24 protein-coding genes and 2 pseudogenes are annotated in these 26,872 nt (G+C 62.9%); 15 read left to right on the top strand and 11 right to left on the bottom strand.

Annotated features, from left to right (window positions below; translation table 11 throughout):
* Positions 1-19: 19 nt before the first annotated feature.
* Complete coding sequence (locus B2D37_RS18810; protein WP_079204127.1) at positions 20-940, bottom strand: LysR family transcriptional regulator; 921 nt, start codon at positions 938-940, stop codon at positions 20-22.
* A gap of 110 nt (positions 941-1,050) precedes the next feature.
* On the opposite strand from B2D37_RS18810, the gene betC reads away from it, so the two are divergent.
* From betC to B2D37_RS18795, 3 genes are all read left to right on the top strand, one after another.
* Positions 1,051-2,559, top strand: coding sequence for a choline-sulfatase (gene betC, locus B2D37_RS18805; protein ID WP_079204126.1), 1,509 nt, complete (start codon positions 1,051-1,053; stop codon positions 2,557-2,559).
* Positions 2,560-2,651: 92 nt separating this feature from the next.
* Complete coding sequence (gene choX / locus B2D37_RS18800) at positions 2,652-3,539, top strand: choline ABC transporter substrate-binding protein (protein WP_256573213.1); 888 nt, start codon at positions 2,652-2,654, stop codon at positions 3,537-3,539.
* A gap of 118 nt (positions 3,540-3,657) precedes the next feature.
* Positions 3,658-5,226 carry a SulP family inorganic anion transporter gene (locus B2D37_RS18795; RefSeq protein WP_079204124.1) on the top strand — a complete coding sequence of 523 codons (1,569 nt, stop codon included), beginning with the start codon at positions 3,658-3,660 and terminating at the stop codon, positions 5,224-5,226.
* Positions 5,227-5,282: 56 nt separating this feature from the next.
* On the opposite strand, the gene aroE is transcribed toward B2D37_RS18795, so the two are convergent.
* The gene (gene aroE, locus B2D37_RS18790; protein ID WP_079205037.1) at positions 5,283-6,101 is read right to left on the bottom strand and encodes a shikimate dehydrogenase; all 819 of its coding nucleotides are present in this window, start codon (positions 6,099-6,101) and stop codon (positions 5,283-5,285) included.
* Positions 6,102-6,106: 5 nt separating this feature from the next.
* Positions 6,107-7,021, bottom strand: a complete 915-nt coding sequence (gene hemF / locus B2D37_RS18785; RefSeq protein ID WP_079205036.1) for an oxygen-dependent coproporphyrinogen oxidase — start codon at positions 7,019-7,021, stop codon at positions 6,107-6,109.
* A gap of 191 nt (positions 7,022-7,212) precedes the next feature.
* Here hemF and B2D37_RS18780 point away from each other — a divergent pair, with 191 nt between their 5' ends.
* Positions 7,213-8,190 carry an NADPH:quinone reductase gene (locus B2D37_RS18780; protein ID WP_079204123.1) on the top strand — a complete coding sequence of 326 codons (978 nt, stop codon included), beginning with the start codon at positions 7,213-7,215 and terminating at the stop codon, positions 8,188-8,190.
* A gap of 262 nt (positions 8,191-8,452) precedes the next feature.
* On the opposite strand, the gene B2D37_RS18775 is transcribed toward B2D37_RS18780, so the two are convergent.
* The 3 genes from B2D37_RS18775 to B2D37_RS18765 all read right to left on the bottom strand — a co-directional run bounded on the left by B2D37_RS18775 (position 8,453) and on the right by B2D37_RS18765 (position 11,300).
* Positions 8,453-9,010, bottom strand: a complete 558-nt coding sequence (locus B2D37_RS18775; RefSeq protein ID WP_079204122.1) for an L-threonylcarbamoyladenylate synthase — start codon at positions 9,008-9,010, stop codon at positions 8,453-8,455.
* A gap of 43 nt (positions 9,011-9,053) precedes the next feature.
* Positions 9,054-10,166 carry a DNA-processing protein DprA gene (dprA, locus tag B2D37_RS18770; RefSeq protein WP_154067121.1) on the bottom strand — a complete coding sequence of 371 codons (1,113 nt, stop codon included), beginning with the start codon at positions 10,164-10,166 and terminating at the stop codon, positions 9,054-9,056.
* A gap of 108 nt (positions 10,167-10,274) precedes the next feature.
* Positions 10,275-11,300 (bottom strand): LysM peptidoglycan-binding domain-containing protein, encoded by a 1,026-nt coding sequence (locus tag B2D37_RS18765; protein ID WP_079204120.1) that lies wholly within the window; start codon positions 11,298-11,300, stop codon positions 10,275-10,277.
* A gap of 152 nt (positions 11,301-11,452) precedes the next feature.
* Between B2D37_RS18765 and def the strand changes: the two genes are divergently transcribed.
* From def to B2D37_RS18740, 5 genes are all read left to right on the top strand, one after another.
* The gene (gene def / locus B2D37_RS18760) at positions 11,453-11,959 is read left to right on the top strand and encodes a peptide deformylase (RefSeq protein ID WP_079204119.1); all 507 of its coding nucleotides are present in this window, start codon (positions 11,453-11,455) and stop codon (positions 11,957-11,959) included.
* Between the two features lie 68 nt (positions 11,960-12,027).
* Positions 12,028-12,972, top strand: a complete 945-nt coding sequence (gene fmt / locus B2D37_RS18755; RefSeq protein ID WP_079204118.1) for a methionyl-tRNA formyltransferase — start codon at positions 12,028-12,030, stop codon at positions 12,970-12,972.
* Positions 12,969-14,273 (top strand): 16S rRNA (cytosine(967)-C(5))-methyltransferase RsmB, encoded by a 1,305-nt coding sequence (gene rsmB, locus B2D37_RS18750; RefSeq protein ID WP_079204117.1) that lies wholly within the window; start codon positions 12,969-12,971, stop codon positions 14,271-14,273. The genes fmt and rsmB overlap by 4 nt, the downstream gene beginning before the upstream one ends.
* Positions 14,274-14,389: 116 nt before the next feature.
* Positions 14,390-15,763: a Trk system potassium transporter TrkA gene (trkA, locus tag B2D37_RS18745; protein WP_079204116.1), complete on the top strand. Its 1,374-nt coding sequence runs from the start codon at positions 14,390-14,392 to the stop codon at positions 15,761-15,763.
* 109 nt (positions 15,764-15,872) lie between these two features.
* Positions 15,873-16,193 carry a tetratricopeptide repeat protein gene (locus B2D37_RS18740; RefSeq protein ID WP_079204115.1) on the top strand — a complete coding sequence of 107 codons (321 nt, stop codon included), beginning with the start codon at positions 15,873-15,875 and terminating at the stop codon, positions 16,191-16,193.
* Positions 16,194-16,379: 186 nt separating this feature from the next.
* On the opposite strand, the gene B2D37_RS18735 is transcribed toward B2D37_RS18740, so the two are convergent.
* From B2D37_RS18735 to B2D37_RS18720, 4 genes are all read right to left on the bottom strand, one after another.
* Positions 16,380-17,039 (bottom strand): 7-cyano-7-deazaguanine/7-aminomethyl-7-deazaguanine transporter, encoded by a 660-nt coding sequence (locus tag B2D37_RS18735; protein ID WP_079204114.1) that lies wholly within the window; start codon positions 17,037-17,039, stop codon positions 16,380-16,382.
* Between the two features lie 309 nt (positions 17,040-17,348).
* A complete protein-coding gene (locus tag B2D37_RS18730) occupies positions 17,349-17,612 on the bottom strand; it encodes a PilZ domain-containing protein (RefSeq protein ID WP_079204113.1) in 264 nt (87 codons plus the stop codon).
* 99 nt (positions 17,613-17,711) lie between these two features.
* A complete protein-coding gene (locus B2D37_RS18725; RefSeq protein WP_079204112.1) occupies positions 17,712-18,599 on the bottom strand; it encodes a lysophospholipid acyltransferase in 888 nt (295 codons plus the stop codon).
* Positions 18,600-18,761: 162 nt separating this feature from the next.
* Positions 18,762-19,316 (bottom strand): DNA-3-methyladenine glycosylase I, encoded by a 555-nt coding sequence (locus B2D37_RS18720; protein WP_079204111.1) that lies wholly within the window; start codon positions 19,314-19,316, stop codon positions 18,762-18,764.
* A gap of 83 nt (positions 19,317-19,399) precedes the next feature.
* Here B2D37_RS18720 and glyQ point away from each other — a divergent pair, with 83 nt between their 5' ends.
* From glyQ to B2D37_RS18690, 6 genes and pseudogenes are all read left to right on the top strand, one after another.
* Positions 19,400-20,347 (top strand): glycine--tRNA ligase subunit alpha, encoded by a 948-nt coding sequence (gene glyQ / locus B2D37_RS18715; RefSeq protein ID WP_079204110.1) that lies wholly within the window; start codon positions 19,400-19,402, stop codon positions 20,345-20,347.
* Positions 20,344-22,398 (top strand): glycine--tRNA ligase subunit beta, encoded by a 2,055-nt coding sequence (gene glyS / locus B2D37_RS18710; protein WP_079204109.1) that lies wholly within the window; start codon positions 20,344-20,346, stop codon positions 22,396-22,398. Before glyQ ends, glyS begins: the two co-directional genes overlap by 4 nt.
* Positions 22,399-22,493: 95 nt before the next feature.
* Positions 22,494-23,024 carry a D-glycero-beta-D-manno-heptose 1,7-bisphosphate 7-phosphatase gene (gmhB, locus tag B2D37_RS18705; RefSeq protein WP_079204108.1) on the top strand — a complete coding sequence of 177 codons (531 nt, stop codon included), beginning with the start codon at positions 22,494-22,496 and terminating at the stop codon, positions 23,022-23,024.
* Between the two features lie 26 nt (positions 23,025-23,050).
* Positions 23,051-23,824 carry a 1-acyl-sn-glycerol-3-phosphate acyltransferase gene (locus tag B2D37_RS18700; RefSeq protein WP_079204107.1) on the top strand — a complete coding sequence of 258 codons (774 nt, stop codon included), beginning with the start codon at positions 23,051-23,053 and terminating at the stop codon, positions 23,822-23,824.
* 257 nt (positions 23,825-24,081) lie between these two features.
* Positions 24,082-24,409, top strand: a pseudogene (locus B2D37_RS18695) (CDP-alcohol phosphatidyltransferase family protein); the annotation flags it as partial.
* Between the two features lie 94 nt (positions 24,410-24,503).
* Positions 24,504-24,867: pseudogene (locus tag B2D37_RS18690) on the top strand (phosphatidate cytidylyltransferase); the annotation flags it as partial.
* 125 nt (positions 24,868-24,992) lie between these two features.
* Here B2D37_RS18690 and B2D37_RS18685 read toward each other — a convergent pair.
* Positions 24,993-26,129: a choline transporter gene (locus tag B2D37_RS18685; RefSeq protein WP_079204105.1), complete on the bottom strand. Its 1,137-nt coding sequence runs from the start codon at positions 26,127-26,129 to the stop codon at positions 24,993-24,995.
* Positions 26,130-26,872 lie beyond the last annotated feature (743 nt).

Here is a 26,872-nt window from a genome sequence, read left to right as displayed (position 1 = left end):
GCCCGTTCGGCGGAACCTCTCAGACCGGCGGGGCTTCCCGTGTCAGTTCCAGCTTGAGCCAGTCGACGAACTGCTGAGTCAGGCGCTGGCGACGTTTGCGCTCGGGCAGCACCACGTAGTAGCCGAACTCGGAACGAACCTCGCCGGCACAGACCCGGCAGAGCAGGTCCTGGGCCAGCAATTCGTCGACCAGATGGCGCCAGCCGATGGCCACGCCCTGGCCGGCAATCGCCGCCTGGATCAGCAGGGTGTAGTTGTCGAAACGCAACATACCCAGGCTCGGCGTCTCGGCGATGTCGAACTCACGGAACAGGCCGTTCCAGTCGAACCAGCGCGAACGAATCTCCGGCCGCAGGTGCAGCAGGGGGAGTTCGGCCAGTGCCGTCGGCGCCAGAGGCAAGCTCCGCCCCTTGAGCAATTGCGGACTGCACACCGGGAACACTTCTTCATGAAACAGCAGGTGGGCCTCGCCATGTTTGAAACGACCGTCGCCGAAGGCGATGGCGACGTCGATGTCCGAAGGCAGGGTTCCCAGGTCACGCGCGCTGCTGATCAGGCTGACGTCCACCTCGGGGTGGATCTGATGAAAACGCGGCAGGCGCGGCATCAGCCAATAGGCGGCGAAGGCGAAATCGGTGGCCACCTGCAAGACCTCGTGCTGCTGCCGGGCGGTGACTGCCATCAGGCCGGCGTCGAGCGACTCCAGGCCGCTCCGCACATAGCGCAGCAACAACTCACCGGCCTCGGTAAGGACGATGCCGCGATAGACCCGATCAAACAGACGGGTCGCCAGCTGCTGCTCCAGACGCTTGATCTGCTGGCTGATCGCCGGCTGGCTGCTGCCCAGTTCGCTCGCCGCCGCGGTGAAACTCAGATGGCGGGCGGCGGACTCGAACACCCGCAACGCGTCCAGGGACACGCCCTCAATACTCTCAAACATAAGCTGTAGTTATCCGAGTCATGTGTTTCAAGCGGGTTTACCCGATTTATTGCCGGGTAGATTATCGCAAGCAGCAATTTCGCATAAATATTTAATATGGAATACCCGCCATGAAGCGCCCGAATATCCTCTTCATCATGGCCGACCAAATGGCCGCGCCGCTCCTGCCGATCCATGATCCGGCCTCGCCGATCAAGATGCCCAACCTGGTGCGCCTGGCCGAAACGGGCGTGGTTTTCGATTCAGCCTATTGCAACAGCCCGCTCTGTGCACCGTCGCGCTTCACCCTGGTCAGCGGTCAGCTGCCGAGCAAGATCGGCGCCTACGACAACGCCGCCGACTTCCCCGGCGACGTGCCGACCTATGCCCACTACCTGCGCAACCTCGGTTATCACACGGCGCTGTCCGGCAAGATGCACTTCTGTGGCCCGGACCAGCTGCATGGCTACGAAGAGCGCCTGACCAGCGACATCTACCCGGCCGACTACGGCTGGGCGGTGAACTGGGACGCGCCCGAAGAGCGCCTGAGCTGGTACCACAACATGTCCTCGGTATTGCAGGCCGGTCCCACCGTGCGCACCAACCAGCTGGATTTCGATGAAGAAGTGGTGTTCAAGGCCCAGCAGTACCTCTACAACCATGTCCGCGAGAACGCCGAGCAGCCGTTCTGCCTGACCGTGTCGATGACTCACCCGCACGACCCCTACTGCATCCCGGAAGAGTTCTGGAGCCTGTACCGCGATGAGGACATCCCCCTGCCGGGGGTCAACATCGACCAGCAGGACCTCGACCCGCACTCGCAGCGCATCCTCAAGGTCATCGACCTGTGGGGCAAGGACCTGCCCGAGGAGAAGATCAGGGACGCGCGGCGCGCCTATTTCGGGGCCTGCAGTTACATCGACGCGAATATCGGCAAACTGCTGAAGACCCTGGGTGACTGCGGCCTGGCCGACGACACCATCATCGTGTTCTCCGGCGACCACGGCGACATGCTTGGCGAGCGCGGCCTCTGGTACAAGATGCACTGGTTCGAGATGGCCGCACGGGTGCCCTTCGTGGTCCATGCACCGAGCCAATTCGCCGCGCACCGGGTCAGCCAGTCGATGTCCACCGCCGACCTGCTACCGACCCTGGTTGAGCTGGCCGGCGGCTCGGTAGATCCCAGCCTGCCACTCGATGGCCGTTCCTTGCTGCCGCACTTGCAAGGCAGCGGCGGGCATGACGAAGTGCTCGGCGAGTACATGGGCGAAGGCACCAACAGCCCGCTGATGATGATCCGCCGCGGCGATTGGAAGTTTATCTACTCGGAAGTGGACCCGTTGCTGTTGTTCAACGTGGCCAATGACCCGCAAGAGCTGGAAAACCTGGCCCAGTCACCCGATCAGCAAAGTCTGTTGGCCGAGTTCCTCGAGGACGCACGCCAGCGCTGGGACATGCCCACGATCCATCAGGCCACCCTCGCCAGCCAGCGGCGCCGACGCTTCGTCGCTGAGTCACTGACCAAGGGCAAGCTGAAGAGCTGGGACCATCAACCCATGGTCGATGCCAGCCAGCAGTACATGCGCAACCACATCGATCTCGATGATCTGGAGCGGCGTGCCCGCTACCCCAAGGTATGAGCGCGACAACCGACATGCGTGCGACTACAACTATAAATAAGTGGAGATGCCCCATGAAAAAGATCAGCACCCTATGTGCCGCGAGCCTGCTGATGGCCGCCGGCACCTTGCCGGCCCAGGCCGAAGACGCCCAATGCGCCACGGTGAAACTCGGCGATCCGGGCTGGAGCGACATCGCGGTGACCAACGGCATCGCCAGCTTCCTGCTCGATGGCCTGGGCTACAAGGCACAAACCCAGATCCTGGCCGTACCGATCATCTTCGCCGGCCTGCAGAAGGGTCAGGTCGATGCCTTCCTCGGCAACTGGATGCCAGCGCAACAGAGCAACTACGACAAGTTTGTCAGCAGCGGTGAGGTGGCCAAGCTGGCGCAGAACCTCAGCGGCACCGAATACACCCTGGCAGTGCCAGCCTACGCCTATGAGGCTGGCGTGAAGACCTTTGCCGACCTCGACAAATTCGCCGACAAGTTCAACAACAAGCTCTACGGCATCGCCTCGGGTTCGCCGGCCAACGAGTCGATCCGCAAGATGATCGAAGTCGACGAGTTCGGCCTGGGTGACTGGAAACTGGTGGAATCCAGTGAACAGGCAATGCTGGTGCAAGTCGGGCGCGCGGTGAAACGCGACCAGTTCGTGGTGTTCCTTGGTTGGACCCCGCACCCGATGAACGTCAACTACGACATCAAGTACCTCAAGGGCGGCGAAAAGTATTTTGGCGAAAGCGGCAGCGTCAACACCCTGGCCCGCAAGGACTATGCGGCGCAATGCCCGAACGTCAGCACGCTGCTGAGCAACTTGAGCTTCACTCAAGACATGGAGAACAGCATCATGAACCAGGTGCTGAGCAAGCAGGCGAGCAACACCGAGGCGGTCAAGGCTTGGTTCAAGGCCAACCCGGCGGTGCTCGACAGCTGGCTCCAAGGTGTCACCACCCGCGATGGCGGCGACGCGATGGCGGCGGTCAAAGCTAAGCTTTGAATCGCCAGGCTGGATTGCGTAGGGTGACCCCAGGTTCTTCCTCCGCTGGCCGCCCCGGATCAGCCGGGACTTGTGATCGACGGGGCAGCCCGCCTCCAGCCCATAACTAGACGCCCCCATGCAGCGACCCAACCGCCAAACGCTACTGCCTTTCCTCAGATGGCTGCCCAACACCAGCCGACGCAGCCTCGGCAATGATTTGCTGGTGGGTCTGAGCGGCGCCATCCTGGCCCTGCCGCAATCCATCGCCTACGCGCTGATCGCCGGGCTACCTGCGGAGTACGGTTTGTATGCGGCCATAGTGCCGGTGATCATCGCCTGCCTGTGGGGCTCGTCCTGGCACCTGATCTGTGGGCCGACCGCAGCGATCTCCATCGTCCTGTTCACCAGCGTCAGCCCACTGGCGACCCCGGGCAGCGACGACTTTATTGCGCTGATCCTGTTGCTGACCTTTCTCGCCGGGCTGTTCCAGTGGCTGCTCGGTATGCTGCGCTTCGGCGCCCTGGTCAATTTCGTCTCGCACTCGGTGGTACTCGGCTTCACCCTCGGCGCCGCGACTGTGATCGTCCTCGGTCAGTTGCCCAACCTGCTCGGCATCAGCATGCCCAGCCAGGCCACGGCTCTGGCGACCCTGCTCAGCCTCGGCGAGCACTTGCTGGAAACCGACTGGCGCTCCCTGGCCCTGGCCCTATTCACCCTGGGTGTCAGCCTGCTGAGCAAACAGTTGTGGCCACGTTCACCGGCCCTGCTGTTTGGCATAGTCGCCGGCAGCCTGGCCGTGCTGGCGTGGCCGGCCCAGCTCGGCGGCATCGCCCTGGTCAGTGCCTTCGACGGCCAACTGCCGCCGTTCCGCCCACTGACCTTCGAGCTGTCGAACATTCTCAAGCTGCTGCCCGCGGCAGTGGCCTGCGGCATGCTCGGCCTGGTCACCAGCCTGTCGATTGCCCGCGCCCTGGCCAGCAAATCCCAGCAGTTTCTCGACGCCAACCAGGAAGTGCGTGCCCAGGGTCTGTCCAACCTGATCGGCCCCTGGTTCTCCGGCTCCCTGTCGGCCGGCTCCTTCACCCGCTCGGCGCTGAACCTGCAGGCCGGCGCGCGCTCGCCCCTGGCCGGGGTGTTTTCCGCGTTGCTGGTGGCGTTGTTTGCCCTGGTCGGTGCCCGCCTGATCGCGCACATCCCACTGCCGAGCATGGCCGCGAGCATCCTGCTGATCTGCTGGGGGCTGGTGGATATCGCCGGGGTGCGCGCACTATTCCGGGTCAGCCGCTCGGAGTTCCTGGTGATGCTGCTGACCCTGCTCGCCACCCTGCTGATGGAGCTGCAAACGGCGATCTATGCCGGGGTGCTGGCCTCGTTATTCTTCTACCTCAAGCGCACCTCGCAGCCGCGGGTGAAGTTCTGGAAGGAGGGCGAGGAGGAACTGTTGCGCGTGGAAGGCTCGATCTTTTTCGGTGCCTGTCACTACCTGCAACAGATCATCCAGCGCAGCAAAGGCGAGCGGGTGATCATCGATGCCCACCACGTCAACTTCATCGATTACGCCGGGGTGGAAATGCTTCACCAGGAAGCACGCCGCCTGCTCGCGCAAAAACGCAGCCTGATCCTGCGCCGCGCCCGGCCGCAGGTGATCGAGGAGATTCATAAACTGGAAGGCGCCGAGCGCTGCCCGGTGCAGTTCGAGGATTGAAACGTGGATGACGTTTTTCATCCACCTCGCTGTCCTCATGGTGGATGGGTGAAGCGTCATGCCAGCTGACGACGCAACTCGGCCAACACCGGCGCGCTGTCCGGGCGCACGCCGCGCCAGAGGAAGAACGCTTCGGCAGCCTGCTCAACCAGCATGCCCAGGCCATCCAGGGTGCGCGCCGCGCCTTGCTCGGCGGCCCAGCGGTTGAACGCGGTGGGCTCTTTGCCGTACATCATGTCGTAGCACAGCGTATGACCCGACGCGATCAGGCTCGCGGCAATCGGTGGTAGCTCGCCGGCCAGGCTGGCCGAGGTGCCGTTGACGATCAGATCGACTGGGGCGTCGATCCAGTCGAAGCCGCTGGCCACCACCGGCCCCAGGTCGGCGAACTCGCGGGCCAGCTGTTCGGCCTTCTGCACCGTGCGGTTGGCAATCACCAGAACCGCCGGCTGCTCGCCCAGAAAGGGTTCGAGCACGCCACGCACGGCCCCGCCGGCACCCAGCAGGAGGATGCGTTTGCCGCGCAGGGCGAAGCCGGCGTTCACGGTCAGGTCACGCACCAGCCCGGCGCCGTCGGTGTTGTCGCCGAGCAGGCTGCCGTCATCGAGCTTCTTCAAGGTATTCACCGCACCAGCACGGCGGGCCCGAGCGCTCAGGCTGTCGGCCAGCTGGAAGGCCTGCTCCTTGAACGGCACGGTGACGTTAGCGCCCTTGCCCAGGGCGAAGAAGCGTCGGGCGAAACCGCCGAAGTCGTCCAAGGGCGCGAGCAACGTCTCGTAGCTCAGTTGCTCGCCGGTCTGCGCGGCGAACAGGCGGTGAATCAGCGGCGACTTGCTGTGGTCGATGGGGTTGCCGAATACGCCGTAGCGGTCCATCAGACTCATACCTCCTGCAGCCAGTCGCGATCGGTCAGGTAATACTCGGTCAGGCGCGCCTCTTCGCTGCCCGGCTCGGGTTTCCAGTCGTAATCCCAGCGCACGTGCGGCGGCAGCGACATCAGGATCGACTCGGTACGCCCGCCGGACTGCAGGCCGAACAGGGTGCCGCGGTCGTAGACCAGGTTGAACTCGACGTAGCGGCCGCGGCGCAACGCCTGGAACTCGCGCTCGCGCTCGCCGTAGGGAGTCAGCTTGCGCCGCTGCACGATGGGCAGGTAGGCCGCGAGGTAGGCGTCGCCTATCGCGCGAATGAAGGCGAAGCTGGTGTCGAAGTCCCACTGGTTGAGGTCGTCGAAGAACAGGCCGCCGATGCCGCGCGGTTCGCCGCGGTGCTTGATCTGGAAGTAGCGGTCGCACCAGGCCTTGAAGCGCGGGTAGACCTCGGCGCCAAAGGGCGCGCAGGCCTCAAAGGCAACCCGGTGCCAGTGCACGCAATCTTCTTCGTTGGCGTAATAAGGGGTCAGGTCGAAGCCACCACCGAACCACCAGACCGGCTCCTCGCCTTCCTTCTCGGCGCTGAAGAAGCGCACGTTGGCATGCGAGGTGGGCACGTAGGGGTTTTCCGGGTGGATCACCAGGGACACGCCGAGCGCCTCGAAACCGCGCCCAGCCAACTCCGGCCGATGGGCGCTGGCCGAAGGCGGCAGGCCGCTGCCAAACACATGGGAGAAGTTGACTCCGCCCTTTTCGATCAGCGCGCCATTCTCGATCACCCGCGTGCGGCCACCGCCGCCGGCCGGGCGCTGCCAGCTATCCTCGAAGAACTCGGCGCCACCGTCCTCGGCTTGCAGGGCGGAGCAAATACGGTCTTGCAGGTCCAGCAGATAGGCCTTTACGGCCTCAGTACGGTCACTCACGGCGCCACCTTGGAAGCAGTCAGGCCAGCCGGAGGTTGTCCAGCAGGCGAAATCGACGCCAAGCATAACATTTGCCAATGCGCCCTCGCAGTTGACGCCGGTTACACGAAACGATTGGATAGAGACCCCGACGCGCCTCAGCCGCCATCATCGACGGTTTGACCGAACCCCCTTGCCGCAAGGAGCCTTGTATGGCCAAGCGTATTCAATTCAGCAGCCACGGCGGCCCCGAAGTCCTCGAGTACCGCGACTACCAGCCTGCTGCTCCCGGCCCCGACGAGATCCGCGTGCAGAACCAGGCGATCGGCCTGAACTTCATCGACACCTACTTCCGCAGCGGCCTGTATCCGCCACCGGCCCTGCCGTCGGGTCTGGGCACCGAAGGCGCCGGCATCGTCGAGGCAGTCGGCGCGCAGGTCAGCCAGTTCCAGGTCGGCGACCGCGTGGCCTATGCCACCGGTCCGCTGGGTGCCTACAGCGAACTGCACGTGCTGCCGGTCGGCAAGCTGGTCAAACTGCCGGACGCCATCAGCTTCGAACAGGCCGCGGCGGTGATGCTCAAGGGCCTGACCGTGCAGTACCTGCTGCGCCAGGTGTTTCCACTGCAGGGCGGCGAAACCATCCTGTTCCATGCCGCCGCCGGTGGCGTCGGCTCCTTCGCCTGTCAATGGGCCAAGGCGCTGGGGGTGCAACTGATCGGCACCGTCAGCTCGGCCGAGAAAGCCGCGCGGGCCATGGAGCAGGGCGCCTGGGCGACCATCGACTACAGCCATGAGAACGTGGCCCAGCGCGTGCTGGCGCTGACCGACGGCAAGAAATGCCCGGTGGTGTATGACGGCGTCGGCAAGGACACCTGGGAAACCTCGCTGGACTGCGTCGCCCCGCGCGGCCTGCTGGTCAGCTTTGGCAATGCCTCGGGTGCGGTGAGCGGAGTCAACCTGGGCATCCTCGCGCAGAAGGGTTCGCTGTTCGTCACCCGGCCGACCCTGGCTGGCTACGCCGACACCCCCGAGCGCCTGCAAATGATGGCCGACGAGCTGTTCAAGATGATCGAAAGCGGTCAGCTCAAGGTCGATATCAGCAACCGCTATGCACTCAAGGACGCCGCCGCCGCGCAGGCCGCCCTGAGCGCCCGACAGACCACCGGCTCGACCATTCTGCTGCCGTAGGGTGGGGTAAGGCGCGCCAACCGGTTTCGCACGCACAGTCCAATAACTGCCGCGCCGTATCCCACCATGGCCATCTGCGGCGCCTGAATGGGTGGGTTACGAATTGCGCCAGAGCGACTTGAAGTCCTGACTTAGAGCGGCCCAGGCGGCGATCCGCGCGGAGCGTAGGGCGGCTTCGGAGCGCAGCGACAACCCGCCAGCTTTATGCCGCGCGGCTGAACCACGGTGCACTGCCTGCGGCGAGTGACACCCTACAACAGCATCAGGATGGCCTGATCACATCGCCGCTAATCAGGTCGCGAATCAGGCTGGGGTTCTTGCGCCCGCCCAGGGCGCCGCCGAGCACCTTGTCCAGTTGCCGCGGGAAGTACTGCTCGACCCGCAGCCGCGTGCGTGCCGCCGGACGTCCAGCCGGGTTGGCCGAGGTCGATACCAGCGGGCCGGTGAGGGCGCAGAGTTCGCGCACCAGCGGGTGATCGCTGACGCGCAGGGCGACGCTGCTGTGCTCACCGGTGATCCACTCGGGCAGGCGCTGTTGATGTGGCACCAGCCAGGTATTGGGCCCCGGCCAGGTGCTGGCCAAGCGCTCTTGCCAGATATCCGGCAGATCGTCGAGAAGAAAGTCGAACTGCTCAATGCAGTCCGCCACCAGGATCAGGCCCTTGTTCATCGGCCGCTCTTTCAGCGCCAGGAGCCGCTCCACCGCAATTTCGTTCCACGGGTCGCAGCCCAGACCCCATACCGCCTCAGTCGGGTAAGCAATTACGCCACCCTGACGCACCACGCGCGCTGCCTGCTGTACCTGCCAACTGCTGACCATTCTCTGCTCTCCCGCTATAGGAATGCCGCGCAGTGTATCCAAGCTAGCGGCCGCGGCCCACCCAGCGCCCAGCTTCGCAGGCTATATGACCGTCCAGCTCCAGCTCGGTGAGGGCCGCCAACACCTGGGGCAACGGCCAACCGCTGACCGCCGCCAGGGCTTCACTGCTGTGTGGCGCCGCATGCAGCAAGTCGAGCAGCGGATGCTCGAAGCGCTGGGCCGGCCTCGCCTCGCTCGCCAACGGCGGCTGCAGCTGCCAGCCGCGCAGCGCTTCGAGAATATGCTCAATGCTTTCCACCAGCACGGCGCCATCGCGGATCAACTGATGACAACCGCGCGCACCCGGATGGTGGATCGAGCCGGGAATGGCATAGACCTCGCGCCCTTGCTCGGCCGCCAGCCGCGCGGTGATCAGCGAGCCGCTGGAGGGACTGGCCTCGACCACCAGCACGCCGAGGGACAGGCCACTGATGATGCGGTTGCGCCGAGGAAAATTGCTCGCATGCGGCGGGCAATCCAGTGGCAACTCCGACACCAGCGCGCCACCATGCTCGACGATGTCCGCGGCCAACTGCCGGTGCCGCGCCGGATACAGGCGCTGCAAACCGGTGCCGAGTACCGCGATGGTTTTGCCTGCCACATCCAGTGCACCTTGATGGGCAGCGCCGTCGATGCCCAGCGCCAGGCCGCTGGTGATCACAAAGCCACCGGCGGCCAGGCTGCGGGCGAAGCTGTGCGCGGTATCCAGTCCGGGCCGTGAGGCGCGGCGACTGCCGACCATGGCCAGTTGCGGCTGCTCGAGCAACGCCGGATCGCCCGCCACATAGAGCAAGGGCGGCGCATCGCCGAGCTCGGCGAGCAACCCCGGGTAAGTCGGGTCATCCCACATCAACAGATGATGCTGGTCAGCGTCCAGCCAGGCCAGGGCAGCAGCGGCGTGCTCACGCACCTCGCTGCTGCGTCGAGGCTCCGCGCAGGCGGCCGGCAAACCCAGCGAACGCCAGGCGCTGGCTGGCGCACTGAGGGCCGCGGAGGCACTATCGAAAGCGCTGAGCAATTTGCGAAAACGCCGCGGCCCAAGCTCCGGCAGGCTGTGCAGACGCAGGCGGGCTTCGAGTTCGGCAGGGGAAATGCAGTGGCTGGGGCATTGCGCCATGGCGATCATCCTTGATCGGGTGCGCCCGCTAACCTTGAGGGTTGTGGGCGGCAGGTAGCGAGGAAGCAGAAACGCCAACCGCGCAAGCGCACGGCTGGCGTTGGAGTGTTACGGGTTACGCACCTTGTCCATCACTGCAAGCTGACGGGTGGCGCCCAGGATCAGGCCATAACTGAGCTTTTCATAGGTGCGGAACACCATCAACAGACCGGCCCGCTCATCAGGGATCTTCACCGCATCGCCCGTGATCCGATCGCGTACGGTTTCGCCGGTCTTGTACACCGCCAGCACGTTACCCTGGGCCAGGCCATCACGCGTCCCCTTGTTCAGGGTAACCACGTCGAACTGACCGATCTGGGTCACGCCACGCGGAACGTCGAGAATCAACCCCTTGATTTCGCTGCTCGGCTCGCTAGGCATGAAGGTCGAAGTGATCGCCCGCTCTTCAGTGGCGAACAGACGATCGCCAAGGCGGACTTCCTGGGTCGTGCGAGTCAGGTTCATGGTGCCGATATCACCCTCCTCGGCAACGATCTCACCGCCACCGATGTCATCGGCGTTGATCCCGAGAAACTCCTGGGTATCCGGATCGATATAGGTTTTGCCCTGGCGGAAGATGCCATACACCGGCGCCGTTTCGTCAAAGGACCCACGCGCGTAGACGCGATCCCCGGCGCCGCTGACCACACGCTCGGCATTGCCGGCGACGATATAGGGCGCTTCCTGGAATTCTTCCGGGGTATCGACGATGCGGTTACTCAGCAGAAAGCTGTTGATCGCCCCCAACGGAATAGTCGGAATGGCTTCGGCCATCGGCGTGCTGCGGATCTGCGGCGACAGCTTGATAGTGCCACGCGACTCGCCACGGCTGAGCATCAGGCGTGGTTGACCATCGACATAGACCAGGCTGAGCTGATCGCCGGGATAGATCAGGTGGGGGTTGGCCACTTGCGGGTTGGCATGCCAGATTTCCGGCCACTTCCACGGTTCACTGAGAAACCGCCCGGAAATATCCCAGAGAGTATCGCCCTTGACCACGGTATAACGGTCTGGGTGACCGTCCTTGAGATGCACTTCGGCCTGGACCAAGCCGCTAGCGGCAAGCAATAGCAGGGCGAGTAGTGATTTCCTCATGCGGTGAATCCCTTTATTATGTGTCTTCACGTGGAGCGCCCTAGCGCCGCGACTAAACCCAGTAGTACTGCGGCGTGAAGCCGTTTTTCAATGCTGCTCATCATCTTAGCAGCGGATTTTGACTTTATTCCACAAGTGCATCACAAACGCATATGGCTATCTTAAACATCCTCGAATTTCCCGATCCACGCTTGCGCACAATCGCCAAGCCGGTGGACATGGTCGACGACGCCTTGCGTCAACTGATCGACGACATGTTTGAAACCATGTACGAAGCCCCGGGCATCGGCCTGGCCGCGACCCAGGTCAACGTGCACAAGCGCCTAGTGGTGATGGATCTGTCGGAAGACCGAAGCGAACCCCGGGTGTTCATCAACCCCGAGTTCGAGATCCTGACCGACGAGGTCGAGCAGTACCAGGAAGGCTGCCTGTCGGTCCCCGGCTTCTACGAAAACGTCGATCGACCGACCAAGCTCAAAATCAAGGCGCTGGACCGCGATGGCCAGCCCTACGAACTGGTCGCCGAAGGCCTGCTCGCGGTGTGCATCCAGCACGAGTGCGATCACCTCAACGGCAAGCTGTTCGTCGATTACTTGTCCAACCTCAAACGCGACCGGATCAAGAAGAAGCTGGAAAAGCAACATCGCCAGCAGGCTTGAGCCACACCTTGATAGAAGGCTTGCCGCGGCAAGCCTTCTTCTTTTTCAGTAGTGATTAGCGAGAACCCATGTCCGAGTCTTTGCGTATCGTCTTTGCCGGCACCCCGGAGTTCGCTGCCGAACACCTCAAGGCTCTGCTCGATAGCCCGCACCAGATCATCGCGGTGTATAGCCAGCCGGATCGGCCGGCCGGTCGCGGACAGAAGCTCACCGCCAGCCCGGTCAAGCAGCTCGCACTGCAGCATGGAGTTCCGCTCTATCAACCGCAGACCCTGCGCGACCCGGCAGCCCAGGCTGAGCTGGCAGCGCTCGCGCCAGACCTGCTGGTGGTCGTGGCCTACGGCCTGATCCTGCCGCAGGTGGTGCTGGATATCCCGCGCCTGGGCTGCATCAACAGCCACGCCTCGCTGCTGCCGCGCTGGCGCGGCGCCGCACCGATCCAGCGCGCCATCGAAGCCGGCGACAGTGAATCAGGCGTCACCGTGATGCAGATGGAAGCAGGCCTGGACACCGGACCGATGCTGCTGAAAGTCAGCACGCCGATTGCTGCCGACGACACCGGCGGCAGCCTGCATGACCGTCTGGCCGGCCTTGGCCCGCAGGCGGTGATCGAAGCGATCGGCGGCCTGGCCAGTAGCAGCCTGGTTGGCGAAGTGCAGGACGACAGCCTGGCCACCTACGCGCACAAGCTGAACAAGGATGAAGCACGCCTGGACTGGACGCGCCCGGCGCTGGAACTGGAGCGGCTGGTGCGGGCCTTCCACCCCTGGCCGATCTGCCACAGCACGCTGAGTGGCGAAGCGCTGAAGGTGCATGCGGCTGAGTTGGGCGAGGGCAGTGGTGCACCCGGCAGCATACTGTCGGCCGACAAGCAGGGCCTGATGGTTGCCTGTGGCCAAGGCGCACTGCGCTTGACCCGCCTGCAACTACCGGGCGGCAAGGCACTTAATTTCAGTGACCTGTACAACAGTCGCCGCGAGCAGTTCGCCGTCGACCTGGTGCTCGGCGTATGAACCCTCGTCTCGCCGCCGCCCGCGCCCTGGCCGTCGTACTCAATGGCAAAGCCTCGCTGGGCAGCAGCCTGCCGCCGCTGCTGGACAAGGTTGAACAGCGCGACCGCGGCCTGGCCCAGGATCTGGCGTTCGGTACTGCACGCTGGCAACCACGCCTGGCGCTGATCGCCGAAAAGCTGCTGCAAAAACCCTTCAAAGCGGTCGACCGTGATGTCGAGGCACTGCTGCTGATCGGGCTGTATCAACTGTTCTACACCCGTATTCCCGCCCACGCCGCCATCGGCGAGACCGTGGCCTGTATCGACAAGCTGAAGAAGCCTTCGCTCAAGGGCCTGCTCAATGCCGTGCTGCGCAACGCCCAGCGCGAAAGCGACAGCATTATTGCCAGCCTGGACCGCGATCCGGTGCTGCATAGCGCCCACCCACGCTGGCTGCAGAAAACCCTGAAAGCCCAGTGGCCCGAACAATGGCAAGCCATCTGCGCGGCCAACAACGCCCATCCGCCGCTGATTTTGCGGGTCAATCGCCGCCTCGGCAGCCGCGATGACTACCTGGCTGAACTGCGCCGGAGCGGATTCGCCGCCGAACCCTGCACGTTCAGCCGCGACGGCATCCGTTTGCTCCAAGCGTGCGACGTCACCAGCTTGCCAGGCTTCGCCGCAGGCCACCTCAGTGTGCAGGACGAAGCCGCGCAACTGGCCGCCGAGCTGCTCGACCTGGCCCCAGGGCAACGGGTGCTGGATGCCTGCTGCGCACCGGGCGGCAAGACCTGTCACCTGCTCGAAGCCGAACCCGCGCTGGCCGGCGTGGTCGCAGTGGACCTGGAAGCAAAGCGTCTGGTGCGGGTGCGCGAAAACCTCAAGCGCCTCAACCTGGACGCCGAGCTGATCGCCGCCGATGGGCGTGATACCGCAGCCTGGTGGGATGGCCAGCCGTTCCAGCGAATTCTGCTCGACGCGCCGTGCTCCGCCACCGGGGTGATTCGCCGCCATCCGGACATCAAGCTGACCCGTCAGCCCGCGGATATTCCCGCGCTGGCCCAGCTGCAGGGCGAGTTGCTGGACGCCCTGTGGCCGACTCTGCAAGTCGGCGGCATTCTGCTGTATGCCACCTGCTCGGTGCTGCCCATGGAGAACAGTGACAACATCGCCGCCTTTCTCGCCCGAACCCCAGGCGCACGTGAGCTGGAGATAAACGCCGACTTCGGTCTCAAGCCGGCCCATGGTCGCCAGTTGTTGCCACAAATCGACGGTCACGATGGTTTCTACTATGCCAAGCTGAGCAAGATCGCCGCATGCTGAACAGATTCGTCGGCTGGGCCGGGCCGCGCAGGCTTGAGTCCAGCGCAACGCCCGTATAACTGGAGTTGGTGGACTCGAGCTGAACGCAGCCCAGCCCACCCAACAGGAGTGATCGCTTGAAAATCATCATTCTCGGCGCTGGCCAAGTCGGCGGCACCCTGGCGGAACACCTGGCCAGCGAGGCCAACGACATCACCGTGGTCGACACCGATGGTGATCGCCTGCGCCAGCTCAGCGACCGTCTGGATATTCGCACCGTACAGGGCCGCGGCTCCTTCCCCACCGTGCTGCGCCAGGCCGGCGCGGACGATGCCGACATGTTGATCGCGGTGACCAACAGCGACGAAGTCAACATGATCGCCTGCCAGGTGGCCTACACCCTGTTCCACACCCCGACCAAGATTGCCCGGGTGCGCGAGGCTGCCTACCTGACCCGCTCCGGCCTGTTCAACAACGAAGCGATTCCGGTCGACGTGCTGATCAGCCCGGAACAGGTGGTAACCAACTACATCAAGCGCCTGATCGAATACCCCGGCTCGCTGCAGGTAATCGACTTCGCGGAAGGCAAGGCCCAGCTGGTAGCCGTGCGCGCCTACTACGGCGGCCCGCTGGTCGGCCAGCAACTGCGTCAGTTGCGCGAGCACATGCCCAATGTCGACACCCGGGTGGCCGCAATCTTCCGCCGCAACCGGCCGATCATTCCCCAGGGCGACACCGTGATCGAGGCCGATGACGAGGTGTTCTTCATCGCCGCCAAGGGCCATATCCGCGCGGTGATGAGCGAAATGCGCCGCATGGAAGTCAGCTACAAGAAGGTGGTGATTGCCGGCGGCGGGCATATCGGCGAACGCCTGGCCGAGGCGATCGAGAGTCGCTACCAGGTGAAGATCATCGAGATGAACCCGGCGCGCTGCCGCTACCTCTCGGAAAATCTCGACAGCACCGTGGTCCTGCAAGGCAGCGCCTCGGACAAGGACCTGCTGGTCGAGGAGAACATCAGCGACGCCGACATCTTCCTCGCCCTGACCAACGACGACGAGGCCAACATCATGTCGTCCTTGCTGGCCAAACGTCTCGGCGCGCGCAAGGTGATGACCCTGATCAACAACCCGGCCTATGTCGACCTGGTCCAGGGCGGCGAGATCGACATCGCCATCAGCCCGCAGCTGGCCACCATCGGCACCCTGCTGACCCACGTGCGCCGGGGCGATATCGTCAGCGTGCACTCGTTACGCCGCGGCGCCGCCGAAGCCATCGAGGCCATCGCCCACGGCGACGCCAAGTCGAGCAAGGTGGTTGGCCGCGCGATCAAGGACATCCCGCTACCGCCGGGCACCACCATCGGGGCGATCATTCGCGCCGAGGAAGTGCTGATCGCCCACGATGCCACGGTGATCGAATCCGGCGACCACGTGATCCTGTTCCTGGTGGACAAGAAGTACATCCGCGATGCTGAGCGCCTGTTCCAGGTCGGCCTGACGTTTTTCTAGCCCTGACGTTGTTCCGAGCGTAGGAGCGGGCCATGCCCGCGAGCCGGGCAACGCAAGCGCTTCGCGGGCATGCAACTAGGCGTTCCCCCCGCTCCTACTCGGAGGTTTTATGCTCGAATCCCTGGAAAAAATGCTGGCCAAGGGCGTGGACAACGCCCTGCTGCGCTTCGGCCTGGGCAAAGGCTATCTGGATGCCGGCGAGCCGGCGCGCGCCGCCGAACACCTGCAGCGCTGCGTCGAACTCGACCCCAAGTATTCGGCCGCCTGGAAGTTGCTCGGCAAGGCGCTGTTGGCCGCCGAGCAACCGCTGGCGGCCCGCCAGGCATGGGAGCAGGGCCTACAAGCCGCGCACGACCACGGCGACAAGCAGGCGGAAAAGGAAATAACGGTATTCCTGCGCAAGCTGGACAAACGCCAGCAGCAACCCTAGTAGCTCACGGCAGTCTCTAGCCGCCTGTCGAGAACCTGCCTAGCGGCGAATGCAGTCCGCAGGGCTGCCCAGTTGTGCTGCCGCGCACAGGAAACACCGAGCTCGGGCCTCCCACAGATAAGACTCAAGCCGAAGAATTGAGCTAAGCAACTAACCGTATAGGCCACTAGCTAGCAGGGTTGTTCTTCAACCTCGGGAAGACAGCGCCTCGCGCTTGGGCACAGCCCGGGCGATGGCGTTGAGCAGCATGCCGTAGAGCGGCACGAAGAGCAGCAGGCTGACCGCCAGTTTGATTGCGTAATCCACCGCCGCGATCTCGACCCAGTGCTCGGCCATGAACAGGTCGCTGCTTTGCCAGAAGGCGATGGAGAAGAAGACGAAGGTATCCAGCAGGTTGCCCAGCACCGTCGAGGCGGCCGGGGCCACCCACCATTGACGCAAGCTGCGCATACGGTCGAATACCTGGATATCCAGCAGTTGCCCGAGGACATAGGCGAGGAAGCTGGCCAGGGCGATGCGGGCGACGAATAGGTTGAATGCTAGCAACGCGCTAACCCCGGCGAAACTGCCGTTGTGGAACAGCACGGACACCGCATAGGACGCGACCAAGGCGGGCAGCATGACCCGCGCGATCACTTGCCGCGCCGGGCCTTTACCGAGCAGGCGTACGGTGAGGTCGGTCGCTAGGAAGATGAACGGAAAGCTGAACGCGCCCCAGGTGGTCTGCCAACCGAACAGGGTCATGGGCAGCTGCACCAGGTAGTTGCTGGCAATGATGATAAGCATGTGAAACGCGATCAGGCCGGCCAGAGCCGGGCGCCAGATCGTCGCAGAGACCGTGGGCATGACATGTCCTTTTTCAATGAGATGGGGTTAGGGAACCCATTGCGGCGGCGGATGAATATTCACCGCGCGGCATTCTAGCGTTTTCTTGACCGCGGAGATAAGTTTTATTGTGCGCCGCGGACGGCTGGTCAGCGCTCGGAGGTTGTGAAAATATCGAGCGCCGTAGCGAGAGCGTCTTCTGGTGTTCGCGGCAAGGCGCGGTACGCGAAAAATAGCGGAGTTTACTGAGCTAAATGACCCGGTTTTTCGCGTAGCGTAACGCCAGCAGCGGGCGCCAGGGGGCGGTCGCAGTAGGCGAGAGTTTTTCCACTAGCGCTCAATAAAGCGCAGACCGATACCCTCGGCGTCCATCCGCATCACTTCCATCTGCAGCACCGGCGCCTCGATCGGCAGATCCTGTACCTGACCCGTGACTATCGTGCCTTGGGGCAGGGCCAGCAGATCCGGGTGTTTGACGTAGACGCCGCCATCGGAGAGGTCGCGGGTCTGCGCCACCACTTCACCGAAACTCGGGTGGCAGATCTTGATCCGGCACTTCATCGAGGTACGTGGATGCTGGCGCTGACTGGGCATAGAGGTGACCGTCCTAAGCAGGTGAGGTGCGATTAATAGCGCAAAACTCTGAAAACGCCCAGCAGCAAAAGGCAAAAGGCACCGATTGGGCGCCTCGCCTCAATACCACTTCTTCTCGCCTGGCGGGCGCTTCTTGAAGCGTTTCATGCTCCACATGTACTGGCTCGGGTAGGCCCGCACGTATTTCTCGATGACCGCGCTCATGGCCGCCACCGCGACTTCCACATCTTCGCTGTACATCTCCGCTGGCGCCGCCTCGAGGATCACCTTGAAGCCGGAACCATCGGCCAGGCGCAAGGCATGCAGGAACACACCGCGGGCCTTGCCGCCGACCAGCATGCCGGCCACGAATTTGCTGGTCAGCGCTTGGGTGGCCAGAAAGGGCACGAACACGCCCGCGGAGAGACTCGGCTCAGGGTCAGCGGGAATGCCCACGGCGCCGCCTTTGCGCACTTCCTTGATGACGCTGAGGATACCTTCGCGGGTCGAAGGGGCCACCCGGTTGCCCAGTTGGACCCGCTGCTTGCGCAGCAACTCGTCGACCGCCTTGAGCTTGGGCGGCCGGTAGAAAATGATCGGCTTGCACTGGTCACAATAGAAGTGATTGAGCACTTCCCAGTTGCCCAGGTGGCTGGTGATGCCGACCACGCCCTTGCCGCTGGCCAGGGCTTGCTCGAGGACGTCCAGGCCCTCGACCTCACGGATCAGGCCGATGGACTTCTGTGCCGGCCAGATCCAGGCGCAGGCGCTTTCGGTGAATGTCTTGCCGATGTCCTTGAGGCTCTGACCGACCAGGCGCTCACGCTCGGCCTCGCCCAACTCAGGGAAGCACTTGGCCAGGTTGATCCGCACCACCTCGCGCGAGCTGTTCGGCAGCTTCCACATCAGCCAGCCGATGACATTGCCCACCGCCTGAACGGCGCGCCAGGGCAGCAGGGCGAACAGACGGAGAAAGCCGACCACCAGGCGGCCTTTGAATGCTTCCACGTATGACTCCAGGCAGTTGGGTAAAAGCCGGCATTGTAACCGGCTGAGCCGGTTGCGGGCGTGCCGCGTGGTTTGGGTTGGGACGTAGGGCGGGTGCAACCCGTCAGTCTCGCGGATGATCCAGGCGGGTTGCACCCGCCCTACGGGGTCACACCATCTCCGCTAGGCACGGCACAGCGCGGCATAGCGGTCACAATCGGTGGTGTGGTCCATGACCATCCCCGTGGCCTGCATATAGGCGTAGCAGATGGTCGGGCCAACGAAAGTGAAGCCGGCCTTCTTCAGCGCCTTGCTCATGGCTTCGGCCTCCTCGGTGATGGCCGGCACCTGGCTGCGCTGGCTGAAGTGATTGAGCTTCGGCTGACCGCCGACGAACGACCAGAGCAGCGCCAGCGGATCCTCCAGCCGCAGCCAGGCCTGGGCGTTCTGCCGTGCGGCCTTGAGTTTCAAGCGATTGCGGATGATGCCGGGGTCTTGCATCAGGCTTTCCAGATACTCATCGCTCATAGCGGCTAAACGCTGCACGTCGAAGCCGAACAGCACCTCACGGTAGCGTTCGCGCTTCTTCAGCACGGTTATCCAGGACAAGCCGGCCTGAAAGCCCTCCAGCAGCAATAACTCGAACAGGGCTTGGGGATCGCGCTGCGGCACGCCCCATTCCTGATCGTGATAGGCCTGGTAGAGCGGGTCGTCGGTACACCAGAAGCAACGCGGCATAGGGCCTTCCAGGGCGGTGGAGGCCGCGTCGATTGGGGTATACTCCCGCCCTTTCTGTCGCAGCCCCAACAGGTGAATTTTCCGTGAGCCAGACTACGCCTGCCGTGCGCACCTTCCAAGACTTGATCCTCACCCTGCAGCAGTACTGGGCCGAGCAAGGTTGTGTGGTGTTGCAGCCTTACGATATGGAAGTGGGCGCCGGCACCTTCCACACTGCCACGTTCCTGCGTGCCATCGGCCCAGAGACCTGGAACGCCGCCTACGTGCAGCCCTCGCGGCGTCCGACTGACGGCCGCTATGGCGAGAACCCCAACCGCCTGCAGCATTACTACCAGTTCCAGGTGGTGCTCAAACCCAACCCGGAAAACTTCCAGGAGCTGTACCTCGGCTCGCTGCAGGCCATCGGCATCGATCCGCTGGTACACGACGTCCGCTTCGTCGAGGACAACTGGGAATCGCCGACCCTCGGCGCCTGGGGTCTGGGCTGGGAAATCTGGCTGAACGGCATGGAAGTCACCCAGTTCACCTACTTCCAGCAAGTCGGCGGCATCGAGTGCTACCCGGTGACCGGCGAGATCACCTACGGCCTGGAACGCCTGGCCATGTACATTCAGGGCGTCGACTCGGTCTACGACCTGGTGTGGACCGACGGCAAATTCGGCAAGGTCACCTATGGCGATGTGTTCCACCAGAACGAGGTGGAGCAGTCGACCTACAACTTCGAGCACGCCAACGTCGAGAAGCTGTTCGAGCTGTTCGATTTCTATGAGTCGGAAGCCAATCGCCTGATCGAGCTGGAACTGCCGCTACCGACTTACGAGATGGTGCTCAAGGCCTCGCACACCTTCAACCTGCTGGATGCCCGCCGCGCCATTTCGGTGACCGCGCGCCAGCAATACATCCTGCGCGTACGCGCCCTGGCTCGCGCCGTGGCGCAGAGCTACCTGCAAGCGCGACGCAAACTCGGCTTCCCGCTCGCCGCCCCCGACCTGCGCGATGAAGTTTTAGCCAAGCTGGAGGCAGCAGAATGAGTGCGCACGATTTCCTGGTAGAACTGGGCACCGAAGAGCTGCCGCCAAAATCCTTGAACAGCCTGGGTCAAGCCTTCCTCGCCGGTATCGAAAAAGGCCTGAAAGGCGCCGGACTGAGCTATGGCAAGGTGCGCTACTACGCCGCACCGCGCCGTCTCGCGGTGCTGGTCGAGCAGCTTGAAGAGCAACAAGCCGATCGCACCCAGAACCTCGATGGGCCACCCCTGCAAGCGGCCTTCGACGCCGAGGGCAAGCCGACTCAGGCGGCGCTGGGCTTTGCCAAGAAATGTGGCGTCGACCTGGCCGAGATCGACCGCACTGGGCCGAAGCTGCGATTCAGCCAGCGCATCCCTGGTCAGGCCGCCGCCGGCCTGCTGCCGGGCATCGTCGAAACCTCGCTGAACGAGCTGCCGATTCCCAAGCGCATGCGCTGGGGCGCACGCAAGACCGAATTCGTCCGTCCGAGCCAGTGGCTGGTGATGTTGTTCGGCGACAACGTGATCGATTGCGAAATCCTCGCCCAGACGTCCGGTCGGGTCTCGCGCGGTCACCGCTTCCACGCCAATCAGGAAGTGCGCATCTCGGCACCGGCCAACTACGCCGAGGACCTGCGCAGCGCCTATGTAATCGCCGATTTCGCCGAGCGTCGTGCGCAGATCGCCGCGCGCATCGAGCAACTGGCCAGCGAGCAGCAGGGCACCGCGATAGTGCCGCCTGCGCTGCTCGATGAAGTCAGCGCCCTGGTCGAATGGCCGGTGCCGCTGGTCTGCTCCTTCGAGGAACGCTTCCTCGAGGTGCCGCAGGAAGCGCTGATCATCACCATGCAGGACAACCAGAAATACTTCTGCCTGCTCGATGGCAACGGCAAGTTGCTGCCGCGCTTCATCACCGTGGCCAATATCGAAAGCAAGGATCCGCAGCAGATCATTTCCGGCAACGAGAAGGTGGTGCGCCCACGCCTGACCGACGCCGAGTTCTTCTTCAAGCAGGACCAGAAGCACAAGCTCGAGACCCTCAACCAGCGCCTGGCCAACGTGGTATTCCAGGCCCAGCTCGGCTCGGTCTACGACAAGGCTAAGCGGGTGTCCGCCCTGGCCGGCTTCATCGCCCAGCGCGTCGGCGGCGATACCAGCCGTGCCGCGCGCGCCGGCCTGTTGTGCAAGTGCGACCTGGCCAGCGAGATGGTCGGCGAGTTCCCGGAAATGCAGGGCATCGCCGGCTATTACTACGCCAAGCACGACGGCGAGCCGGAAGACGTCGCCCTGGCGCTCAACGAGCAATACATGCCGCGCGGTGCCGGTGCAGAATTGCCGAGCACCCTGACCGGCGCCGCGGTGGCCCTGGCCGACAAGCTCGACACCCTGGTCGGCATCTTCGGCATCGGCATGCTGCCCACCGGCAGCAAGGACCCCTATGCCCTACGCCGAGCGGCCCTGGGCGTGCTGCGTATCCTGATCGAGAAACAACTGGATCTGGATCTGGCGGCCACCATCGCCTTCGCCATCGAACAGTTCGAGGGCAAGGTCAAAGCCGGCGATCTGGCGTCTCAGGTGCTGGACTTCATCTTCGACCGCCTGCGCGCTCGTTATGAAGACGAAGGCGTCGATGTCGCCGTCTATCAGGCCGTGCGGGCGGTCAACCCGGTCTCGCCGTTGGACTTCGACCAGCGCGTGCAGGCCGTGCAGGCCTTCCGCACCCTGCCTGAAGCAGCCGCCCTGGCCGCCGCCAACAAGCGCGTGTCGAATCTGCTGAGCAAGGCCGGGGGTCAGGTCGCTGCGAGCATCCAGGCCCACCACTTCGATACGCCGAGCGAGTTCACCCTCAACGCCGCCATCCAGCAGGCAGAGCAGGCCGTGCTGCCACTGGCCGAGGCGCGTCAGTACAGCGCCGCCCTGGCGCAACTGGCCGGTTTACGCGAGCCAGTGGACGCCTTCTTCGAGTCGGTGCTGGTCAACGCCGAAGACCCGGCGGTGCGGGCCAACCGCTATGCCCTGCTGGCCAAGCTGCGTGGCCTGTTCCTCGGCGTGGCCGATATCTCGGTGCTGAGCTGACGCTTGCCTGATCGTAGGATGAGTTGAGCACAGCGATACCCACCACCACCTTCGCCGGGTTGCGGCCACCACCGCAACCCGGCTACGGACGCCCCATGAAACTGCTGATTCTCGACCGTGACGGCGTGATCAATTACGACTCCGACGCCTATATCAAAAACCTCGACGAGTGGATTCCACTGCCTGGAGCCGTCGCCGCCATCGCTCGTTTGTCCAAGGCCGGCTGGACAGTGGCGGTTGCCACCAACCAGTCCGGGCTGGCGCGTGGCTATTACGCTCAGACCGCGCTCGACGCGATGCACGCGCGCTTGCGCCAACTGGTCGCCGAGCAGGGCGGTGAGCTGGGACTGATCGTGCATTGCCCGCATGGGCCCGATGACGGCTGCGACTGCCGCAAGCCAAAGCCCGGTATGCTCCAGCAGATAGCCGCGCATTACGGCGTCAGCCTGGCCGGGGTGTGGTTCGTCGGCGACAGCAGCGGTGACCTTAACGCCGCGCTTGCCGTCGATTGTCAGCCGGTATTGGTCAAGACCGGTAAAGGCCTGCTGACACTGGCCCAGCCATTACCTGCCGGAACCCTGGTATTTGATGATCTGGCGGCGGTCGCCAGCCAACTTATCCACTGAAAGAAAGCAGGACGGTAACCGCTCCCATGTCGATATTGCAGACCCTCAGAACCTTCCTTTTCTACCTGTTGCTGTCTGCCAGCGCATGCTTCTGGTGCATCCTCAGCGTATTCGTCGCGCCCTTCCTGCCGTTTCGGGCGCGCTACCGGTTCGTCAATCAGACCTGGTGCCGGTGCGCCGTCTGGCTGGCCAAGGTGGTGATGGGTATTGGCTACCAAGTCACCGGCCTGGAGAACATCCCGCAACGGCCCTGCGTGATCCTCGCCAAGCACCAGAGCACCTGGGAGACCTTTTTCCTCTCGGCGCTGTTCGAGCCCCTGAGCCAGGTGATCAAGCGCGAGTTGCTCTATGTGCCGTTCTTCGGCTGGGCCATGGCCATGCTCAAACCCATCGCTATCGACCGCAGCAATCCCAAAGCCGCCCTCAAGCAACTGGCCAAACAGGGCCACGAGCGCCTGGAGCAGGGCGCCTGGGTGTTGATCTTCCCGGAAGGCACACGGATTGCCACCGGCCAGATCGGCAAATTCTCCCGTGGCGGCGCCTCCCTGGCGGTCAACGCCAACCTGCCGGTATTGCCCATCGCCCATAACGCCGGCGAGTTCTGGCCCAAGCAGGGCTGGGGCAAAAACCCCGGTACCATTCAGGTGGTAATAGGCCCGGCCATGCACGCCGAGGGCACAGGCCCGCGGGCAATTGCCGCGTTGAACGAGCGCGCCTTCGCCTGGATCAGCCAGGCACAGCGCGATATCGGTGCCCTGGCCGCCGAAGGTACCGCTTGCGACACCCGCGAAAGCATCTAACCAACCAGCAGATTCAATACCATTGAGAATCCGCCGCATTCTTTAAAATTGTGGATAAGCTGTGCACAAAATATTGAATAGCTTCATTTATCCGGCATAACTAGCTGATTATTAATACCTTTGTCAAAGGTATGAAAAGCTCGCCAGCTGGGTATAAGTTTTCAACCGCAGCGCTAATCCGGCACTGACGCACGGTCAGGACATACAAAGCGCCTAAGTGACTCGCCCCTCCTGTGCACTGAAGGGGATTCAGGCCGTTGCGCTCCATTTACCAACTCAAGCCACACGTCCACAACCTGCTGCGCCCCGGGGTAAAGCACCTCTACGCCAGAGGCGTGAGCGCCAATCAGGTGACTTTGACAGTGGCCATGATTGCGCTGCTGCTCGGCAGCCTTCTGGCGACCTTCCATCAACACGCCTGGCTGTTCGCCCTGATCCCGCTATGGATGCTGCTACGCATGACGCTCAACGCCATGGACGGCATGCTCGCCCATGAATTCGCAAGCAGTCGAAGCTCGGCGCCTACCTCAACAAACTCTCCAACCTGATCGCCGCCAGCCCCTGTATCTGCCGTTCGCCCTACTGTTCGACACCCTCTACCACCGCGTGCGCCAAGGTCTGGCCGAAGCGGCCTGATCTGCCCACTCGATGTTGGGGCATCTCGATGTGCGAAGTACACGCCGTGCTGCAATACCTGTGCGGCAACTGCTAGGCAAACACATATCGTCCCACGCCTGTCGCCCTCGAAGACCGTGGAAGGCTTTATCGGCGGTGTCAGCCTGGCTTGCCTGGTTGGCGCGCTGCTGGGCTGGATCACCCCGTTCAACTTCTGCCAGGCGGCGCTGATGGCCCTGACCCTCAACCTGCTCGGTTTCGCCGGCGCCCTGCTGATGTCGGCGATCAAACGTGATCGCGGGGTGATGGATGGGGGCCATATGATCGAAGGCCATGGCGGCATGCTCGACCGCCGGGACTCGGTGTGTTTCGCCGCACCGATATTCTTCCACTTCGTGCGTTACTGGTGGGTACCGCCAATGGCCTAGAGTCGGTGAGTCGGCCGCCAGGGCAGCCCAAGGAATAAAACAGCCCCAGGTACCCGAGGGCTGCTTTATTCGACTGCAGCGAAGCTCGATATACCGTTCAGTTCATACCCCCAACAGCCCACTCTTCAGCCATTGATCGACGCCAACGCCGGACGATGCCGCCACATGATGGTCGCGATGGCCGCGGCATACAGGGCAATCACCACCAGCCCCACCGACTGAATTTCGAACGGGGTGAATTTGAACAGCAGGACCAAGGCGGCCAGGACACTCACGTTGAGCAAAATGAACTTCGGCCGCCCCAGTTTCTCGACCTTGATCCCCAGGTTGTCGGTGTACAAGCGCACCAGCGAATCGACCGAATTGATCACGAAGATAATCCCCACCGTGACCATCGCCAGCTTCAACAGCAGGGTGATCTCAATGGCGTTGGCGAAGTAGTAGTACAGCACGGAAAACCATATCGCCAACGGAATGGACGGGATGATCAGCAGTGCCAGCAGCAGTTGATAGGTCTTCAGGCCGCCGACAAAGCGCGACACGAACTGCCCGATCATCACGCTCCAGGCAAACCACCAGAACAGATAGAAGGCGTGGTAGTCGCTCAGCGGCAGGACGAACTCATGCAGCTTGGCGAAATAGCCGGTGCCGATCGCCGAAGCCGCCTCGGCCACATAGCCTGCATCGGCATCCATCAGCCACCACATCCCGGCAATCAGGGCGAAGAACAACCAGGTCGAGGCCACGCTCAAGATCTTCAGGTACTTGAGATCGGTGCTCGAATAAACCGCCGCCAACAGAATCAGGAAGACCACCAGGTAACCCCAGCCCTCGCCGACTTCCGGTGCATACCAGGCGATATTCACCAGGAACAGGTAAGCCGTGAAGGCGCAGGTCGAGATGATCACCAAATTGTTGATGATCTTCACCGGTTTCAGTTCGAAGAACTTCACCCGTGGCTCGATCACACAGAAGTAAAAGGTGGTGATGAAGTAAAACACCCAAATCAGAAAGCCCCAGAAGCCGAACTCGACGGCCAATGGGTTGGAGAATTGATATTCCGCATCCTTGGCGTAGACCGGAAACTCGGTCAACGGAAATATGATCAGGCCCATGTCCAGGCCCGAGGTAAACAGGATGGCCATGAAGGTCAACAACCCCACTGGCTCCGAACCATGACAGCGCTGATTACCCCAACGCATCAGAACAAACAGGGTGATGAGCAATAGCGTGATGATCGCGCCGGACAAAACAATATTCATAGAGATCCCATGCCTAACGCCTTGCCTGATGCTGCGGGTCGGGATCAACCTGCAGGTCGGCTGTAGCGTTGTACTTGTAGTTGTAATGGCTTGATGGACTGCTTGCGGATTGGCGCTTGCCTGCTTGGGTACCGCGGTGCGGTCCTAGCGACTCATAACCACGGCTCAACTTCGAGCGGCGGCTATGGCAAGTTCATCTCGGCGGTTGAACCTACGGCCAACATCTTTAGCTCCAGGGCTGGCTGCGTCATAAGCACGCTCAGCTGTCATCGTTATCCTGTCGTTCGCTGCAACTCCACGCATTCCTGTAGGCGACGTCTTTTATCCTGTAGCCGGCCAGGACACGCCACTGTGCGAGTGATTAGTTGAGGGGGAGGGGATCATCGGCTTGACCCAGGCGATTCCAGCGGCGTGGTTCTCTTGCCTGACCTGTTGGTTTGCCTGACTGGCGGCAGGTTCCTACAGGCGGCATGTTCGCTCGGCTACACCACCGCTATAGCCCAACCGCTTGCTCGTCCGACGACCAATCGCCCTGAGTGACACCGCCCAACACTGGCGGCCGAGCGTCCGGTGTTACGACCACCAGCCACAGGTAACGTAACTGAGTGATACGGAAACAGATCAGCCACACGTCTACCTGGCAGAAACAGTGGCAATTTACCAATCTATTGATTTATAAACATATTTTAAAGCTGGCACGAGCCCCCGGTGTCAGGCTAGTTGTCGCCTCAGTGGATTTATCA

Source organism: Pseudomonas sp. CC6-YY-74 (genome assembly GCF_002025205.1).
Lineage (GTDB): Bacteria > Pseudomonadota > Gammaproteobacteria > Pseudomonadales > Pseudomonadaceae > Aquipseudomonas > Aquipseudomonas paeninsulae.
The sequence above is the reverse complement of the archived record's forward strand: the minus strand, read 5'-3'. Positions and strand labels throughout refer to the sequence as shown.